Origin of the sequence: Leptotrichia sp. oral taxon 417 (assembly GCF_013394865.1) — a bacterium.
Taxonomy (GTDB): domain Bacteria; phylum Fusobacteriota; class Fusobacteriia; order Fusobacteriales; family Leptotrichiaceae; genus Leptotrichia; species Leptotrichia wadei_A.
Genome location: NZ_JABXYV010000001.1, coordinates 1,647,206 through 1,665,786, shown reverse-complemented (window position 1 = coordinate 1,665,786; position 18,581 = coordinate 1,647,206). Strand labels below are relative to the sequence as shown.

Sequence of the window (18,581 nt, the reverse complement as noted above, 5' to 3'; positions counted from 1 at the left end):
ATTTGTCAAAAACTATTGAAATAATGCTAAAAAAGTGGTAAAGTGAAAATGGTAAATAAAAAAATATTTAGGAGGAGATATGGAAATTAATAAAGCTGAATTGAAGGACAGTATTCTTAGGGAACTGAGAAGGCAATACGGAAAAACTCTTGAAGAAGCTCATGAATTTGAGTTATATAATGCGGTTTCAAAAGTAGCGTTGGATTACGCAATGGAAAAATGGTACAATACTAAAAAGACTTATGCTAAAAAACAGGTAAAGCAAATGTACTACTTTTCAGCAGAATTCCTAATGGGAAGATTTATGGGAAACAACCTAATCAACTTGCAAATCAATGACGTTATTAGAGAAACATTAAATGAATTGGGCGTAGATATTAATAAAATTGAAGATCGTGAAATGGATGCAGGACTTGGAAATGGAGGACTTGGAAGACTTGCAGCCTGCTTTTTAGATTCACTTGCAACATTATCATTACCGGGGCATGGATATGGGCTTAGATACAAATATGGAATGTTTGAGCAAAAAATTGAAAATGGATTCCAAGTAGAATATCCAGATGACTGGACAAAATATGGCGACCCTTGGTCAATTAAAAGAATGGACAGAGTATTTGAAGTAAAATTTGGAGGACAAATCGAAGTTCATCGTGATGAATTTGGAAAAGAATACTTTAAACGTGTAAATACTGAAACAGTTCATGCCGTGGCTTATGATGTGCCAGTTATCGGTTATGGAAATGACACAGTAAATACATTGAGATTGTGGGAAGCCAGATCACCTGAAGGATTTGACCTAAAATTATTTAATGATCAAACTTATTTACAAGCTTCTGCAAAAGCAGTTCAAGCAGAAGATATTTCAAGAGTATTATATCCAAACGATACTGAAAAAGATGGAAAACTGTTAAGATTGAAACAGCAATTTTTCTTTACGTCAGCTTCATTGCAAGATATTATCAGAAGGTATAAATCTGTATTTGGAAATGATTTTTCTAAATTTGCAGAAAAAGTGGCAATTCAGTTAAATGATACTCACCCAGTAGTTGCAATTCCTGAATTAATGAGAATTTTCCTGGATAAGGAAAAATTAGGATGGGATGAAGCTTGGAACATTTGTAAAAATGTATTTGCTTACACAAACCATACAATCTTGTCAGAAGCATTGGAAAAATGGGATATTTCACTATTCCAGCCATTATTGCCAAGAATTTACCAAATTATCGAAGAAATTAATAGAAGATTTGTTGCAGAATTACAGGAAAAATATCCTGGAGACTGGGAAAGAATCAATAAAATGTCGATTATTGGAAATGGGCAAGTTAGAATGGCATGGCTTGCAATCGTAGGTTCGCACAAAGTAAACGGAGTTGCTGAATTACATACAGAAATTCTTAAAAATACTGAATTAAAAGAATGGAATGAATTATATCCTGAAAAATTCCTAAATAAAACAAACGGAATTACTCAAAGAAGATGGCTATTAAAATCAAATCCAGAATTAGCGGCATTAATTACAGAATTAATTGGAGATAAATGGATTACAGACTTGTATGAACTTAAAAAATTGGAACAATATTTAGATGATGATAATGTTTTAAACAGAGTTTCTGAAATTAAGCTGCATAATAAGGAAAAATTGGCTAAATATATAAAAGATACTACAGGAATTGAAGTAGATCCTCATTCTATCTTTGATATTCAAGTTAAGAGACTGCATGAATATAAGAGACAGTTATTAAATGTGCTTCATATTATGGATCTTTATAATAAATTAAAAGAAAATCCATATTTAGACGTTGAACCAAGAACATTTATCTTTGGAGCAAAATCAGCCGCTGGATATAGACGTGCTAAAGGAATTATTAAATTAATTAATTCTGTTGCTGAAAAAGTAAATAACGATTCTGAAATTAATGGAAAAATTAAAGTTGTATTCCTTGAAAACTACAGAGTTTCACTTGCAGAAAAAATATTCCCATCAGCAGATGTATCAGAACAAATCTCTACAGCAAGTAAAGAAGCATCTGGAACTGGTAATATGAAATTTATGTTAAATGGTGCATTAACTCTTGGAACAATGGATGGAGCAAATGTGGAAATTGTTGAAGAAGTTGGACTTGAAAATGCATTTATCTTTGGACTTTCTGCACAAGAAGTTGAAAGTTATCAAGAACGTGGAGGATACAATCCATTTGATGAATATAATAATGTGGAAGGACTTAAAAAAGTTATCGATCAATTAGGTGACGGAACTTATGATGATAATCATACAGGAATCTTTAAAGAATTACAAAATTCATTATTATATGGAGTAGATGGTTCACGTCCAGACGTGTATTTCCTATTAAAAGATTTCGCATCATACAGGGAAGCGCAAGACAGACTTCAAAAACAATTTAAAGATAAAAGAGAATGGACTAGAAAAGCGCTTAAAAATATTGCAAATGCTGGAAAATTCAGTTCAGACAGAACTATTGCCGAATATGCAAAAGAAATCTGGAATATTGAACCTGTTGAAGTTGAAGATTATATTGTTGAAGATTATATTGAAAAATAATTTTGATTTAAGCAATATAATAGCAGGATACAAAAAAAATTTAATTACAATTTTAAAATAAAATAAAAAAGGGAGTTATTTTTAATTAATAATTAATAATAGTTCCCTTTTTTGTATTAATTTTAAACTATTCTTGCTTTTTTTTACTGATTTTAGTATAATTTACTTATCAAAGAAATATTTATGATAATTTTATTTCTAAAGTAATCTAAAGAAAAATTAAAAAAGTTATGGTATAATAAAATGACTTGTTTTTAAATAAAAAATAAAAAGGAAAGACAGATGAATACAAATAAAAATTTAGATTTGGGAAAAATTCGGGAAAAGATTGATAAATTAGACAGCCAGCTGGTGGAATTGCTGGAGGAAAGACTGGAAATTGTGCAGGAAGTGGCGCAGTTTAAGAAGCAGACTGGGAAAAGAATCTTTGATGAGGAACGGGAAAAGGAAGTTGTTCAAAAAAATTTGAAAAGAGTGAAAAATAAGGAACTCAATCATTATATTGAACTAATTTTGAAGGATATTATGGATTCAAGCAAGGAATATCAAAAATTTAAAATAGGAATTTCAACTAAATATGTAAATGATTTGGACTTGAAGGATAAAAAGTTAGGATATACTGGAGTTCCAGGGTCGTATGCCTATGAAGTGCTTATGAATATTTTGAAAAATAATAAAAATTTAGATGTAGACAGCATTGAGGAAAATAAAAATATTTTTCATTTTAATTCACATAAGGAACTGGTGGAAGCTGTTCATACAAAAAAAATAGATATTGGGATATTGCCAATAGAAAATTCTATTGTAGGAGAAGTCAGGGACAGCATTGATTTGATTAATACGAAAAATATTCATATAATTGGGGAAGTTAGGCATAAAATTTCACATAATCTTTTAGGTGTGAAGGGGAGCAGAATTGAAGATATAAGGAATATTTATTCGCATGACCAGGCTTTTATGCAATGCTCACAGTTTTTATCAAAGCATGAATGGCATCTTAACCGTATGACAAATACTGCAATTAGCGGGAAGTATATTGCAGCAGAAGGTAAAAAGGAAAATGCCTGCATTGCTAATATGAAAACTAAAGAAGTTTACGGACTTGAATTACTGAAGAAAAATATTAATAACGAAGAGGAGAATTATACGAGATTTTTTATTATTTCAAATGAAAAAGCTGTAATTGACGGAAGTGATAAAATAAGCATTGTGACAAGTGCGAATAATGAATCAGGAGCATTAATTGGATTATTGCAGATTTTTTACAAATATGGGCTGAATATGGTAAATTTAAAATCACGTCCAAGAGCAAATAAGCCTTGGGAATATTATTTTTACATTGATTTTGAAGGAAATATGTCTAGTGAAAAGGTAAGGATGGCGCTTGAGGAAATGCGGGAAAAATCAAATTATCTACAGATTTTAGGCAATTATAAACTGTATAATTTGGAAATATATTCAAATTAACGGGATTTTATAAATAAAAAATAAAAAGAAAGAAAGAGTTTAGATGAGATTAGATAAATTTTTAGCAAATTCGGGGATTGGGACGAGAAAAGAAGTTAAGGAAATCATAAAAAAGAAAAAAATTAGTGTCAATGGTGTTTTTGTAAATGATGGAAAAATTCATATTGATGAAAATAAAGATGTTATAAAATATGAAAATAAAGTTGTCGGTTACAAGCCGTTTGTCTATATTATGATGAACAAGCCTGCTGGAGTTATTTCTGCAACAGAGGATAACTGCCATAAAACTGTTATTGATCTATTAAATGATGAATACAGGACTTATGATATTTTTCCTGCCGGAAGGCTGGATATTGACACTGAAGGCTTGCTTTTGCTTACAAATGATGGAATTTTGTCGCATAATTTACTTTCTCCTAAAAAGCATGTGGATAAGAAATATTATGTAAAAATTGCCAAGCCGCTTAGTGAAAATGATGTAAAAACCTTGGAAAACGGGATAAAGCTGGAGGAAAATTTTGTAACGAAAAAGGCGAAAGTTGAAGTAATTTCTAAAAATTTGCATGAAAATGGTGATAATCAAGTTTATATAACAATTTCTGAAGGGAAGTTTCATCAGGTGAAGAGAATGTTTAAGGCGGTTAATAATGAAGTTCTTTATTTGAAGCGAGTAAAAATGGGAAATCTTTCGCTGGATGAAAATTTGAAGCTGGGAGAATATAGGGAATTGACAGAAGAAGAGCTGGATGGATTAAAATTTTGAAATAAATTTGTTTGACAGCTTATCTGGCAGGATGTCTTGAGAAAAAGATAAAAATAAAAAATTAGATTATCAAATAGGGTTATGAATAATGATACTACAAAAATTAATATTTAAGAATGCAGGAAGGAAAATAGGAAAATGGAAAAATTTGGATTATTGGGAGAAAAATTGGGACATAGCTATTCAAAGGAAATTCATGAGATATTTTTTGAATTGACTGGGAAAAAAGCGAGTTATGAAATGATTGAAAGGGAAATAGGAGAAATTGAGGAACTGATGAAAAATATAAGAAATGGGAAGTTTAATGGAATTAATGTTACAATTCCTTATAAACTGGAAGTTATTAAGTATCTTGATGAAGTGTCGGAAATTGCTAAAAAAATTGGAGCGGTAAATACGGTAACTTTTAGAGATGGAAAACTTGTTGGAGATAATTCAGATTATTTTGGTTTTCTTAAAACGTTGGAATTAAATGGAATTGATGTTGCTGGTAAAAAAGTGCTTGTTTTGGGAACTGGCGGTGCTTCTAAAGCCATTTACAATGGATTGGTTGACAGCGGGGCTGAAAGTGTTTTTCTTGCGACAATTATAGAACATGATCCTTTTAAAGTGAGAAATCAGGACAGACTGATTCATTATTCATCAATCGCAGGACTTAGAAATATTGAATTAATCGTAAACTGCACACCAGTTGGAATGTATCCTGCAGTTGATAATTGCCCGCTTGAGGATAAGAATTTAATTGATGTAAATGCAGTCGTGGATATTGTTTACAATCCTGAAGAAACTGTGCTTATGAAAAAGTATAAATTAAAAGGGACAAAGGTGGCAAATGGACTTATGATGCTTATTTCACAAGCAATTAAATCTGAAGAAATATGGCATAATGAAGTGTATGGAGCAGAAATTATTGAGGAAATTCATAAAAGATTATCAGAAAAATTATATAAATAAAAATATTTGTACTTTAAAGAAAATTTGATTATAAAAAATAAAAAAGAGTTAAGAAGAGAGGAAGATTTTATGTTAAAAAAAATAATGATAGGAATAATTGTTGTTGCAGCTATTGGTTTTGCAAAGACAAATAAGGAGATAATTGATGAGGGAAATGCAAGGCAGAAGACAATTTTTGATAAGTATTTTACGTCAGCTGCCTTGAAAAGTGGAGAAGCTGTTGGAAATTCTGCATATTCTGAAGTAATGAAGACTTTATATAATGAAAATCGTTCATATTTTGACAGGGAATTTGCTAGGCTTTCGGGAAATAGAAAATCTAATTTTAGATCAATGTATGCATATTATAGCGATTATGTTGTAGAATATCCAAAATTTTTAAAAAGTGCATTTGGAAGTTTTTTAGAAGATATAGGGGATTTTCAGTCGTATTCTTATACAAATACTTATTTACTGCTGGAAACATTTAACTTGAATATGAATACATATTTGGAAGCTGAAAAGGATGGAAAAACTGTAGATGAAAATATTAATGACATTTATGATTATTTGTACAGCAGCGGAGATAAAATCTCAAAAGAGGAGTATAAAAAAATGTCGGCAACACGAATGAAAGAACTTGTGAATGAAGAATACGACAAATTGGAAGGAGTTTTAGAGGCTAGGGGAAATGAAGGGAAAGATAAGAAAAAAGCTGCCTCTTCAGCAAAATCAAGTTTAAAAAAATTGAGAAAGCTATATGGAAATTATGATAAATGGTTTGACAGCTATATAGATACTTCAGCATTATCTTATGAAAATAAGGAAAAATTAAAAAAATTAGTAAAATTTGAAAATATTTCAAATATTAAATTTATAATTCAGGCGATTGAAAATAAACAGGTGAAATAATAGGATTTTACTTCTTGATAAAGTCAGAATTAAATAATTGAAATAATAAAAAAGGATTATGCGTTATCCTTTATTAACGTAAATTTACTATGTGGGAGTCAAAATGAGTAATAGTGAAAATTCAAATGAAAAAAAACAAGAAGAAATAAAAGATGAAAAAATTAGTGAAACTGAAATTAATGAAGATAAAAATTTAAAAACTAGAAAAAAAGTCAGCAAAAATGACATGTTAAATCATATTGACCTGTCAATTTATAATGAACTTGATGATTTTGCTGCGGAAGTGCTGGATACTGATAACTTTTTGAAATATGTGGAGGCTAGAAGGGAATATTTGTTTGAAGCGGAAGAAGCTGTAAAAAAATATTTTGGAGAAGAGTTCTTAAATGACGGAGAAAACAAAATCAGTACATTTTCGGATTTTTATTATCAATATTTGGTAAAATATTCTGATAGCTATCTTTATAAATTTATGGCAAAAGGCTATACAGATGGATTTAGGGAACTGCTTGGGAAAAAGGGTATAAATCCTGACGGTTTAAATGTTGACTGGGAAAGCATACGACTGAAGGAGCTGGAATATGATGAATCTCTTGTGGATATTCTATATTCGATTGTAAATTATGAGCTGGAACATCGTAGATATTCTATTTTTGGAATAAATATGGGATATGAATCAACTTTATATTTTGTTGTTCCAGAAAAGACTTTTTTTAGAATTGATAATGAGCCTGAACTGTTTACTGTTTTTGATATTGGATTTTTGGAAACTATTTATAATGAAATTTATGAAGTTACAGGTGATCTTGGAACTGAAAATGTTAGAGTTGGAGATTTTCTAGAAAAACGTGGAAATGAATATTACACTTTATTTGATGATTTAAGTAAAAATGTTGTAATTGAAAATATTGATGAAAATGATGAATCAAAAGTAAAAATAATTTTATAAAAATAGAGAAGGAGATGAAATGATAAATTTTGAAACTAAAGATATAATGCTGCTTTATAGTCTTGTAAATATGAAATTACGTGATGAATTTTCAGATTTGGATGATTTGGTAAATTATTATGGTGTTGATAAGGATAGTTTATTAAATAGATTTTCAGAAGCTGGATATGAATATTCAGAAAGTGAAAATCAGTTTAAGAAAATATAATTTACTATTTTGTAAGTATTACCTAAATAAATATTATTTTAAATAAAATTCAGTATAAATTATAAAATTTGAGCAGAGTAAAGGAAACAAAAAACTTTATTTTATTAGGAAAGTAGATGATTTATGAAAAATATAGTATTAATTGGAATGCCTGCTTGCGGGAAAAGTACGATTGGATATTGGCTATCACAAAAAACTAATTATCCCTTTTTTGATGCTGATAAACATTTGGAAGAAAAGGAAAATAGAATTATTTCAGATATTTTTGCAAACGAAGGGGAAGAGTATTTTAGAGATTTGGAAACGAAATATTTAAAAGAATTGTCTGAAAGACAGGGAATTATTATTTCAACTGGCGGAGGAGCTGTTAAGAAAAAGGAAAATATTGATATTTTGAAGCAAAATGGGATTATTATATTTCTTGACAGAACGATTGAGGATATTTCAAGAGAAAACCATGAAAACAGACCTCTTTTGCAAAATATTGAAAATCTTTGGAAATTATATGATGAAAGAATAAATTTATATAGAAAATATGCTGATATTATAATAAAAAATGATGATGACATGGATGTAGTTACTGAGAGAATAATTACAACTTTAAAGGGAAAACTTTAGATTGAAAAATAAGGATGTGTAAAAATGAAGAAAATAATGATTATAAATGGGCCTAATCTAAATTTCTTGGGAATTAGGGAAAAGAGTATCTATGGAAATGATGACTATGAAAGTATTTGCAGTTACATAAAAGGAAAATTTTCAGATAAAAAAGTCAGAATAGATATTCTGCAGTCAAATTCTGAAGGAAAAATTATAGATTTCCTGCAGTCGGCATATTTTAGAAATTTTGATGGAATTGTAATAAATCCAGGAGCTTACACTCATTACAGCTATGCAATTTTAGATGCAATAAAATCAATATCTATACCAACGGTGGAAGTTCATTTGAGCAATATTCACGAGAGAGAGGAATTTAGAAAAACTTCAGTTACAGCTGCAGCCTGTATTGCTCAAATTTATGGAAAAGGCAAAGATGGATATGTGGAAGCAATTAAACTTCTTTTAAGGGGAGAAAATTGTTAAAAAGACGAAAAATGAGGATTTTAAAATGGAAGAAAATAATAAAAGTGTGGAAATATGCAGAATAGCATTAAAAATGTCGATTTCTTCACGAGATGAAGAACGAAAGCTAATGAAGGAATATAAGGAAAAAGGAATAAGAACAGCGGCAGTAAATGTTGGTGGAGCAATGCCTCAATCACGTTTTAAATTTATAGAAAGCGCATTAATGGCGGCAAAAAGAAATAATCTTATTCAAGATGTGCATGCTCACGATGGTGCGGTAATTGGTGCGATGCGGGAAGCAATGAGTCAAATTGAGGCAATTATAAATGGACTTAGTGTCGGTGGTAAAATTGGGCTGGCAAGAGATGGGGAACATCTGGCTGTGGCAATATTTTTAAGTGTTGGAATATTGCAGTTTAATGAAGTGATAACTTCTGTTGCCCATCGTTCGGTTTCGATACTTGACAGTGAAAAATAATTTTAAAAAAAATAAGGAGAAACTTGTAATGGGAAAGAAATTTTTTGAAGAAATTGAATTATTTTTGTTTGATATGGATGGATTGCTATTTGACACGGAAACCATTTATGTTGGATATGGGCATGAAGTGGCTAAAAAAATGGGATATACAATAACAAAGGATATTGTGGAAAAGACAACAGGTGTTACAAATGATAAGGCGAGAATATTATTTAAAGAGTCATTGGGGCAGGACTTTCCTTATGATGAAATGATGGGGACAGTAAAGGATCATATATTAGAATTGGCTAAAAAAAGTGAAGTGCCTTTAAAACCAGGTGCGTTGGAACTTTTAGAATTTTTGAGGGAAAATAATAAAGAAATGATTCTGGCGACTTCTTCGGATTTTTTTATGGCAGAAGCTTTAATTAATGGAAAAGATCTAAAAAAATATTTTTCTTATTTTGTAACGGCAGAAGATGTAGTTCATGGTAAGCCCGATCCTGAAGTATTTTTGATAGGAGCAAAAAAAGCGGGAGTATCTCCAGAGAAAACTGCAGTATTTGAAGATTCCTTTAATGGAATAAGAGCGGCACATGCAGCGGGAACATTTCCAATTATGGTACCAGATAAATTGAAACCGACAGAAGAAATTGAAAAATTAGTTTATAAGAAGTTTAATAGCCTGGTTGAAGTGCTTGATTATTTTAAGGGGAATAATTAAAATAAAAAATAAAGAAAGAAGGAAAAATTAATGTTTTTCGATATGCACGCAGATGTGTGGACAGATAATTTTTGGGAATATAAAAAGGGGAATAAAGATGTCATAAGAAATAAATATAAGGAAAAATTTTTGAAGGGAGGACTTTCTGGAGGAATTTTTGTAATTTATTTGAATGTAAATAAAGTAGAAAATGCTGAGGAATATTTTTTTCAGATTTAAGGGCAATGACTGAAGAATTGCATTATGCAAGGGATTTGATAAAAATAATAAAAGAGCCATCTGATTTTAAAATGATGGAAAAAAGTTTGAATGAAAAGGATAAAAAATTTGGAGTTGTGCTTGGAATTGAAGGGCTTCCTGGAATTGGGGATAAGCTTGACTATATTTATTTGCTGTATCAGCTTGGTGTGCGACATATTGGAATGACTTGGAATGAAACAAATGCTTTTGCGACAGGGCAAAGCGGGGATAAAAACAGAGGACTTACGCCACTTGGAATTGATGCTGTAAAAATAATTAATGAACTTGGAATCCTGCTTGATGTTTCACATGCAAATGATAAGACTTTCTGGGATATTGCAAAACATTCTAAAAAGCCATTTTTTGCTTCCCATTCAAATGCGAGAAGTCTTTGTCCATCAATGAGAAACTTGACTGATGATCAGATTTTGTGTATTGGTGAACGTGGTGGAATAGTTGGAATGAATAGTTATCATAATTTTGTCAGTCAAAATGAAAGTGATAAAAATTTGGAAATGCTTTTAAATCATCTGGAATATGTGGCTGAAAAAATTGGGCTGGATAAAGTTGGATTTGGGCTTGATTTTGCAGAATATTATACGCCAGAAGGGGAAGAAGTTTCTGGACTTTCAGGATTGCACGATGTTACAGAACTGGGAAATGTGGAAAAAGCCTTGAAAAAGAGAGGGTATTCTCAAAATGAAATTGAGATGGTAACTTATAAGAATTTTATTGACTTTTTTGGAAGAGTGAGAAATTTTAAATAAGAAAAAGTAAAGAAGGGAATTGCGGAAATGAATAACAAAAGAAAACCATTAATAGGAATCACAACTTCGCTGGAATTAAATCCGAACAGATTAAATGACCACAAAACAATAGTTTCAGTAGATTATAGCAAAGCCGTCATAAATGCTGGAGGAATTCCGTTTATTTTGCCAATAACTGAAAATCTTGAAGTTATAAAGGAACAGATACAAGTTTTAGATGGACTTTTACTTTCGGGCGGGGGAGATCCTGATCCAGTTTTATATGGAGAAGACTGTCTGCAGGAGGTTGGAAGCATTACACCGCAGCGTGATGAATTTGAGCTTGTAATTTTAGATGAATTTATGAAAACTGGAAAACCTGTTTTTGGAATTTGCCGTGGACTTCAAATTGCAAATGTTTATTTTGGCGGAAGTCTGTATCAAGATGTAAAATATATAGATACAACAATTAACCATATGCAAAAATGGCTTCCAGATTTGCCAACACACGATATAAACATTGAAAAGGACAATATTTTATTTGAAATTTTTGGAGAAAAAGCAAGGGTAAATTCCTATCATCATCAAATGATAAAAGATTTAGGAAATGGATTAACTTCGATTGCAAAGGCAAATGATGGAATAATAGAGGCTTTCCAAAATAAAAATCACAAATTCTTTTATGCTGTTCAATGGCATCCTGAAATGATGGCAGTTCGTGGTAATGAAAAAATGCAAAGAATCTTTGATAAATTTATTGAAAGCTGCAGGAAATAATTTAAACTTATTAATAAAGGCTGGCTAATTGCTGGCTTTTTATTTTATAAAAATATATTTAAACTATTGCAGAATATAATTTTGTGTGGTAAACTTTTATTAAGTAATAAATTTAAAAATGAAATCTATTCAAATAATAGAAAATTAGTTAAATAATTAAATAATTATATTAGCAAGGTATCAAAAAAAATATAAAAAACTTTACAAATAACTAAAAAAATTAGTATAAAGGAGAAATTTAAAATGTTAAATGAATTTGAAAAAAAAATTAGAATAAATGAATTGACAAATTTAAGAAAGGAACTTATGCAGCAGGGGAATGTTGTGGAGGAAGTCAAGGTGCTAAAGGAATTGGCAGAAATTACACAAGAGGTTTTTGGGGAAGAAAGTGATGAGAATATTAAGATTTTAAATGAAATCGGAGGGACGCTTAAATACGTTGGAGAATTTGATACGGCACAAAACGCTTTATTGAAAGCTCAGGGATTTATTGAGAAAAAATATGGGAAAAATAGTGTTCCGTATGCGACTTGCAGTTTGAATTTGGCGGAAGTTTATAGATTTATGAAAAAGTATGATGAAACTGAAGATATTTACCTTAATACTATGAAGATTTATGAGGATAATAATCTTCAGAATGATTATGTTTATGCGAGCGTATGCAATAATTTGGCTCTTTTTTATCAGGAGCTTGGAAGATTTGAAGAGGCGATTGAATTACAGGAAAGAAGTTTGAAAGTATTGGAAAAAGTTGGGGAAAATCCAATTCAGTATGCGATTACATTGAGTAATCTTGTACAGCCTTATTTGAAAGCAAAAAATATTGAAAAGGCTGAAGAATATTTACAAAAATCGTTAAAATTAATTGAAAAGGAAGTTGGGAAATCTCACAATTTATATGCGGCAGTTTTGAATAATATGGCAACTTTTTATTTTGAAGAGAATGAATACGAAAAGGCATTGGAATTATTTGAGGAAAGTGCAGAAATTTGTGAAAAGACTTTTGGAAAAGAAAGTAATAATTATAAGAATATTTTGGAAAATATCGAAATTGTAAAAGAAAAAATGGTTTAGATTTTTTGAAAAAGGAGAAAAAATGATTAAAGGATTGGAGCTTTCAAAAAAATATTTTGAAGAAATTTATCTGCCAGTTATAAAAAGTGAGTTTCCAGAAGTTTTTGAAAAAATGGCGGCTGGACTTGCGGGAGAAGGTTCAGAATGTTTTGGGTTTGATGATGAGATTTCGCAGGATCACGATTTTGGACCATCTTGCTGTATTTGGCTAACTTCGGAAGATTATGAGAAATATGGGCTGAATTTGCAAAAAAGACTTAGTGAATTGCCGAAGGAATTTTTAGGATTTGAAGCATTAAATGTTAGTGAATTTGGAGATGGACGACGTGGAGTCCTGAATATGGATGACTGGTTTTTTAAGTTTTTGGGGGATGTGAAGGTACCTGAAAATTTGTATGATTGGAGATTAATTCCAGAAGAATTGCTTGCAACGGCAGTTAATGGAGAAATTTTTATGGATAATTTGGGGAAATTTACAAAAATTAGAAGTGATTTGGAAAAATATTTTCCAGAAGATATACGGCTTAATAAAATAGCCACAAGATGTATGAAAATGGCACAATCTGGGCAGTATAACTATTTGCGGTGTATGAGAAGAAATGAGATTGTGGCGGCAAGGCTGGCGGAAACTGAGTTTATAAGCGAGGCAATTCATATAATTTTTTTATTAAATAAAAAGTATAAGCTGTTTTATAAATGGATGCCAAAAGCCTTGAAAAATTTGAAAATTTTAGGAGAAAAAACGTATTTTCTAATTGAGGAATTGGTAAAATTGCCAGTTGGCGCAGTAAACCGGAAATTTCAAATTATTGAAGAAATAAGTGCCAATGTAATTTTAGAATTAAAATATCAAAGCATTGTTCCACGACAATTAACGAGTGATTTCTTACAGGATTACGGGCCTTTTGTGCAAAATAAAATAGAAGACGAAAAGTTAAGAAACTGGAATCCTGCGATGGATTAATGTAAAAAATATTAGATCTATTCAATAACTATACAAATTTAGGATTTAATAAATAAAATATCCTGAAGCAAGGGGTCTTGACCCCTTGTAAAGACAAAAAAACTTAGTTTATCGAACATATATCTATTATATTTTATAAAATAATTATGGATTTAAAAATAGGAGAATCAAAAATGGAAATAGAAGTTAGTAAAAAAGAAAGTTTTATTAGACAAATTTTAAAAAGAGAATGGGAATTTTTTCAAAGTGTGCATCATACAGAAGGAAGAGCAGAATGTCAAGATAACCCGCAGGAATTTGAAATTATGAGAAGAAGCCAATGGGAAACATTACCTGATGAAATCTTGGAAAGTTATCTGGAAGACTTGATTTTAGCAAAACACCGTGGCGAAAACATCGTTCAGGATAAATATGCCAGAATGATGAAATATAGTGCCCCAAAAGAATATAAAGTAATCAAAAACTATTTACCTGAAATTCCCCAGGAAAAAAAAGAATTAATCAAAAAAATAGTAAAAATTTACTTACATTGGGAAGAGGAAATAATAGAAAAATATCCAAAACTTACCGCAAAAGGTCGTCCTTTACACTCAAAATACGATACTCCAAACTATACTTCAATTGAAACTTATTTAAAGGGAGAATTGTCTTCATATTCAATAAAAACTTTAAAATTATATTACGAATATATCCAAAACTGCGTTTCAAATAATATAAATTTAGCAGAAAATAATTTGGAAAATATTGTGTTAGAGAAAGGATATAAAACAATTGAAGAAGCGGAAGAAAGTTTGTAAAAAATAACTAGTTTAAATTTTTTTTGATTAGTAAATTTATCTTATTTAACAAGGGGGTAAAAATCCCCTTGTTATGAAAATGAGAATTAAATTAATATTAGACCTGTTCGACAACCTAAATTTTTTATTTCCACAAGGGGTCAAGACCCCTTGTTTCAGAATATTCGTTTTATTAAATTTTAGAAGTTTCCGAACAAGTCTATTATAGATTTATTTGATAACTACACAAACTCAGAATTTATCAAGATAAATATACTAAAACTCGAGATAAAAAACTTAGTTTATCAAACACATATTTTATAGACCATGTTCTTCTAATATCAATATAGTATTATATTCTGCTTCCGCTTCTCGTGAACCTCTATCCATTGCCATTTTATAATACTTTTTAGCATTGCTATAATCTTTTTCATCTCGATAGATTGCTCCCACATTTATCATCGCATCTACTTTACCTTTTTGAGCAAACGGTATCAAATATTTTTTAGCTTGTGCAAATTTCCCTTGAACTTTATATAAAATTCCTAAATTATATTCAGGATCATCGTTATTTCCAAGTTCTATTGCCTTCAAAAAATACTTTTCTGCTTCATCGTATTTTTTTTGATAGTAGCAAGAAACTCCTAAATTATAGAAAACTTCGCTTTCTTGATATTTTTCTTTCAATAATCGATTATAAAGTTCATCAACTTTCTGATAATTTCCTTCTTGCGTGTAAATAATTGCCAACTGAAATATTGCATCATTTTGATTTTTTGCAGCCAATCTTTCTAAATAAAATTTCTCTTTATCATAATTCTTTTGTCTATCATAAAACATTGCTAAATTAAACATCGCATCATCATATCCCATATCAGCAGCCATTTTATAATACTTTTCGCCTTCGATTATTTTCCCTTGCTCCATATAAAGATAACCTAAATTATATATCGCATGAACATCTTTCTTTTTAGCCAATTCCAAATATATCTTTTCAGCTTTGACATATTCTTTCTGCTCCAAATATGATTTTGCCAATTTAAATTTTTCACTAGAATTTGGATTTGAATTTGAAAAAACATTAAAAGAAAGTATAAAAATTGAAAAAATTAATAATATTTTACTTTTCATTACTTCGCTCCTTAAATTTTTGGATATTTCTTATTTTTCTCTGCAACTTCCATCTGAACTGAAATGTCTTTTTCTTCATAATTAAAGACTCTTTCGATTCTATCCTTCAAAATTTTCAAATATTTTTCCTTATATTCTTCATTTCGTTGCATTTTATTAATTTCACATTCCCAAATCGTAATCACACTAATATCCATCTCAAAAAGTTTCTCATAAACCTCAATATCCCTCTCCACATTTCTTTTGAACTTCTTTTCCCAATACTCCGTGTTTGTCTTAGGAAAAGTTGCAATTTTACAATTTTTATGCCTATGCCAGAAACACCCATTTACAAATATTGCTGTATTATATTTCAGAATAAAAATATCAGGTGTTCCTGGAAGCTGTGAATAGTTCACTCTGTACCTATATCCCATTTTATAAAGTAATTTACGGATATAGATTTCAGGTTTTGTATTTTTGGATTTTATTCTTGCCATGTTCTGGCTTCTTGTGAGGGGTTTTTTCTTTTTCATTTTTCCACATCCTTACGGACATTTACCCAGTATCAACTATACATACTCTTCCTATTAGTGCTGTAAGTGCTAATATCGCTGTTTCCAGTATTACTGCACAAAAACTTAACATTATAATGCAAAATATCAATAAAAATAGAAATTACTATTTTTTTATAAATTTCATAAAATCACCTTTTACTTATTTTTTAATTGCATCTAAAAACTCATCAAAACTATCAGAAATTGCACAAAAAAAGAATAATTCATAAATATTAATATACACTTCTCCAGTTCTTCTTTCAATGAATAACATAAATTCTTCATCTTCTGCAATTGGAATCAGATCTTCTTTTTTAAACTCTTCAATTTCTGTTTCTCCAAATAACATTTTATACATTTGAAACCAATGTTTCTGCTCATTTTTTACTTCTTCATCTTCAAAAAACAATTTATTTGGAATGTCTATTTCCATTTCATCAATATTGTATTTCTCATTTAACAGTTCACCAACTACTTCCTTTTCCATCCCTGTAAGTATTGGCAAATATGAAAAACAGTAATCCTTTATTTCATCAATTGTTTTTTTAGAAATTTTATATTTTGCACGATTTTTTATAGCTAAAGCATCAAATTTTTCAATTTCATCTTTATATTTTTTAATATTTATTTTATTCAAAAATTCTGAATTAAAATATTCTCTTTCTTCATTTTTCCTTTTCCAAGAATTTTCATAATCAATTATATTATTTTTCATTAAACCCTCAATTCCTCCCTATCTTCCACAATCTCATCCTTATACTTATCCAAAATCGGATCAATCTCATTCTTAACGAAATCTTCAGTTTGTTGTCCAGCAAATCCAGTATAATTAGCAGAAACCAAGATTCCTTCCATATCTTCTGCTTTAAGTCCTAATCTACCATCTTTTATAATTCTGTCAATTAGTCTGTTAGGATTTCCATTCAATTTAATTTCCTTTGTTTCTTCCATCGAAAGTTCTCTAATAATTTCGTGAACTTCTTGTCTGTCCATTCCTTTTTTAACTGATTCCATGATAATATTTTCAGTCGCCATAAATGGTAATTCCTTTTGGATATTAGCTTCAATTACTTTTGGATAAACAACAACTCCATCCATAATGTTAAGCCAAATAATTAAGATTGCATCAACTGCCAAGAATGCTTGTGGAATAGACAATCTCTTACTTGCAGAATCATCCAATGTTCTTTCAAACCATTGTGTTGCAAAAACTAACGCACCTGTTTGTGAGCTTGAAATTACATATTTTGCAAGTGATGAAATTCTTTCACTTCTCATTGGATTTCTCTTGTATGCCATCGCACTTGACCCAATTTGATTTTTTTCAAATGGTTCTTCCAATTCTTTCAAATGTTGCAGCAATCTAAAATCATTTGTAAATTTGTGAGAAGATTGAGCAATATTTGACAATAAATTCAAGATTTGTGCGTCCACTTTTCTATCGTAAGTTTGTCCTGAAACACCTTGTTTTTTACCAAATCCAGCTTTTGAAGTAACTAATTCATCCAACTGTTTTACTTTTTCAAAACCTCCTTCAAACAATTCTTTAAAACTAGCCTGAGTCCCAGTAGTCCCTTTAACTCCTCTAAATCTCAAGTTTTCTAATCTAAATTCCAATTCTTCAAAATCAAGAAGTAACGAATGAAGCCATAAAGTCGCTCTTTTTCCAACAGTAGTAAGCTGTGCTGCTTGAAAATGAGTAAATCCTAAAGTTGGCAAATCTTTGTATTGTAATGCAAAATCTCTCATTTTTTCAATTAAGACAAGTAGTCTTTTTCTAATAATTAAAAGCCCTTCCTTAATTTGAATCAAATCAGTATTATCTCCTACATACGCACTTGTCGCTCCCAAATGAATAATTTTTCTTGCATTTTTAGCTTGTTCTCCATAAGTATGCACATGAGCCATAACATCATGTCTCAATTTTTTCTCGAATTCAGCCGCAACTTCAAAGTCAACATCATCTTTATATTTTTTTAGTTCCTCAATTTGTTCATCAGTAATAAAATCAAGCCCAAGCTCTTTTTCAGCCTCCGCCAAATTTATCCACAATTTTCTCCAAGTTCTAAATTTAAACTCTGGTGAAAAAATATGCAACATTTCCTTACTAGAATATCTCTCCGCCAACGGATTTGAATATATGCTCATATCTGCCATTTCTAATTCCTCCTAATTATTTTTTATTTTTTGTAAATTTATACTCTGAATCTAAATTCCAGTTAAATTCAATCCCTAATTTGTCCTAATCATAATTTTTATTTTTAGATTTTAAGAATAACAATTTTCACAACAAGTCCAT

The 18,581-nt window shown here is 30.0% G+C and carries 21 protein-coding genes; 17 read left to right on the top strand and 4 right to left on the bottom strand.

Annotation, left to right across the window (positions count from 1 at the left end):
- The first annotated feature begins 79 nt into the window (after positions 1-79).
- From HW276_RS07665 to HW276_RS07590, 17 genes are all read left to right on the top strand, one after another.
- Positions 80-2,560, top strand: coding sequence for a glycogen/starch/alpha-glucan phosphorylase (locus HW276_RS07665; protein WP_178938040.1), 2,481 nt, complete (start codon positions 80-82; stop codon positions 2,558-2,560).
- A 282-nt stretch (positions 2,561-2,842) separates the two neighbouring features.
- Complete coding sequence (locus HW276_RS07660) at positions 2,843-4,027, top strand: chorismate mutase (protein ID WP_178938039.1); 1,185 nt, start codon at positions 2,843-2,845, stop codon at positions 4,025-4,027.
- 43 nt (positions 4,028-4,070) lie between these two features.
- Positions 4,071-4,790 (top strand): 16S rRNA pseudouridine(516) synthase, encoded by a 720-nt coding sequence (locus HW276_RS07655; RefSeq protein WP_178938038.1) that lies wholly within the window; start codon positions 4,071-4,073, stop codon positions 4,788-4,790.
- Positions 4,791-4,928: 138 nt separating this feature from the next.
- Positions 4,929-5,744 carry a shikimate dehydrogenase gene (locus HW276_RS07650; RefSeq protein WP_178938037.1) on the top strand — a complete coding sequence of 272 codons (816 nt, stop codon included), beginning with the start codon at positions 4,929-4,931 and terminating at the stop codon, positions 5,742-5,744.
- Positions 5,745-5,813: 69 nt separating this feature from the next.
- A complete protein-coding gene (locus HW276_RS07645) occupies positions 5,814-6,635 on the top strand; it encodes a hypothetical protein (protein ID WP_178938036.1) in 822 nt (273 codons plus the stop codon).
- A gap of 103 nt (positions 6,636-6,738) precedes the next feature.
- Entirely contained in the window at positions 6,739-7,584 is an 846-nt protein-coding gene (locus tag HW276_RS07640; RefSeq protein WP_178938035.1) for a hypothetical protein, read from the top strand.
- A gap of 19 nt (positions 7,585-7,603) precedes the next feature.
- A complete protein-coding gene (locus HW276_RS07635; protein ID WP_178938034.1) occupies positions 7,604-7,792 on the top strand; it encodes a DUF4250 domain-containing protein in 189 nt (62 codons plus the stop codon).
- Between the two features lie 123 nt (positions 7,793-7,915).
- The gene (locus tag HW276_RS07630) at positions 7,916-8,410 is read left to right on the top strand and encodes a shikimate kinase (RefSeq protein ID WP_178938033.1); all 495 of its coding nucleotides are present in this window, start codon (positions 7,916-7,918) and stop codon (positions 8,408-8,410) included.
- 24 nt (positions 8,411-8,434) lie between these two features.
- Positions 8,435-8,875, top strand: coding sequence for a type II 3-dehydroquinate dehydratase (aroQ, locus tag HW276_RS07625; protein ID WP_147003998.1), 441 nt, complete (start codon positions 8,435-8,437; stop codon positions 8,873-8,875).
- 25 nt (positions 8,876-8,900) lie between these two features.
- Positions 8,901-9,335 (top strand): HutP family protein, encoded by a 435-nt coding sequence (locus HW276_RS07620; RefSeq protein ID WP_147003997.1) that lies wholly within the window; start codon positions 8,901-8,903, stop codon positions 9,333-9,335.
- A gap of 28 nt (positions 9,336-9,363) precedes the next feature.
- Positions 9,364-10,038, top strand: a complete 675-nt coding sequence (locus HW276_RS07615; RefSeq protein ID WP_178938032.1) for an HAD family phosphatase — start codon at positions 9,364-9,366, stop codon at positions 10,036-10,038.
- Positions 10,039-10,068: 30 nt separating this feature from the next.
- Positions 10,069-10,257, top strand: a complete 189-nt coding sequence (locus HW276_RS11840) for a hypothetical protein (protein WP_255460406.1) — start codon at positions 10,069-10,071, stop codon at positions 10,255-10,257.
- A gap of 5 nt (positions 10,258-10,262) precedes the next feature.
- The gene (locus HW276_RS07610) at positions 10,263-11,045 is read left to right on the top strand and encodes a dipeptidase (RefSeq protein ID WP_255460405.1); all 783 of its coding nucleotides are present in this window, start codon (positions 10,263-10,265) and stop codon (positions 11,043-11,045) included.
- Positions 11,046-11,072: 27 nt separating this feature from the next.
- A complete protein-coding gene (locus tag HW276_RS07605; RefSeq protein WP_178938031.1) occupies positions 11,073-11,801 on the top strand; it encodes a gamma-glutamyl-gamma-aminobutyrate hydrolase family protein in 729 nt (242 codons plus the stop codon).
- 243 nt (positions 11,802-12,044) lie between these two features.
- Positions 12,045-12,875 (top strand): tetratricopeptide repeat protein, encoded by an 831-nt coding sequence (locus tag HW276_RS07600; protein WP_178938030.1) that lies wholly within the window; start codon positions 12,045-12,047, stop codon positions 12,873-12,875.
- 22 nt (positions 12,876-12,897) lie between these two features.
- Entirely contained in the window at positions 12,898-13,839 is a 942-nt protein-coding gene (locus HW276_RS07595; RefSeq protein WP_178938029.1) for a DUF4037 domain-containing protein, read from the top strand.
- Between the two features lie 173 nt (positions 13,840-14,012).
- Positions 14,013-14,636, top strand: a complete 624-nt coding sequence (locus tag HW276_RS07590) for a DUF4125 family protein (protein WP_178938028.1) — start codon at positions 14,013-14,015, stop codon at positions 14,634-14,636.
- Between the two features lie 297 nt (positions 14,637-14,933).
- Here HW276_RS07590 and HW276_RS07585 read toward each other — a convergent pair whose 3' ends face one another.
- From HW276_RS07585 to purB, 4 genes are all read right to left on the bottom strand, one after another.
- Positions 14,934-15,746 carry a lipopolysaccharide assembly protein LapB gene (locus tag HW276_RS07585; protein ID WP_178938027.1) on the bottom strand — a complete coding sequence of 271 codons (813 nt, stop codon included), beginning with the start codon at positions 15,744-15,746 and terminating at the stop codon, positions 14,934-14,936.
- Between the two features lie 11 nt (positions 15,747-15,757).
- Positions 15,758-16,261 (bottom strand): very short patch repair endonuclease, encoded by a 504-nt coding sequence (locus tag HW276_RS07580; protein WP_178938026.1) that lies wholly within the window; start codon positions 16,259-16,261, stop codon positions 15,758-15,760.
- A gap of 181 nt (positions 16,262-16,442) precedes the next feature.
- Positions 16,443-16,997 (bottom strand): hypothetical protein, encoded by a 555-nt coding sequence (locus HW276_RS07575; RefSeq protein WP_178938025.1) that lies wholly within the window; start codon positions 16,995-16,997, stop codon positions 16,443-16,445.
- Entirely contained in the window at positions 16,997-18,439 is a 1,443-nt protein-coding gene (purB, locus tag HW276_RS07570; protein ID WP_178938024.1) for an adenylosuccinate lyase, read from the bottom strand. The genes HW276_RS07575 and purB overlap by 1 nt, the downstream gene beginning before the upstream one ends.
- Between the last annotated feature and the right edge of the window lie 142 nt (positions 18,440-18,581).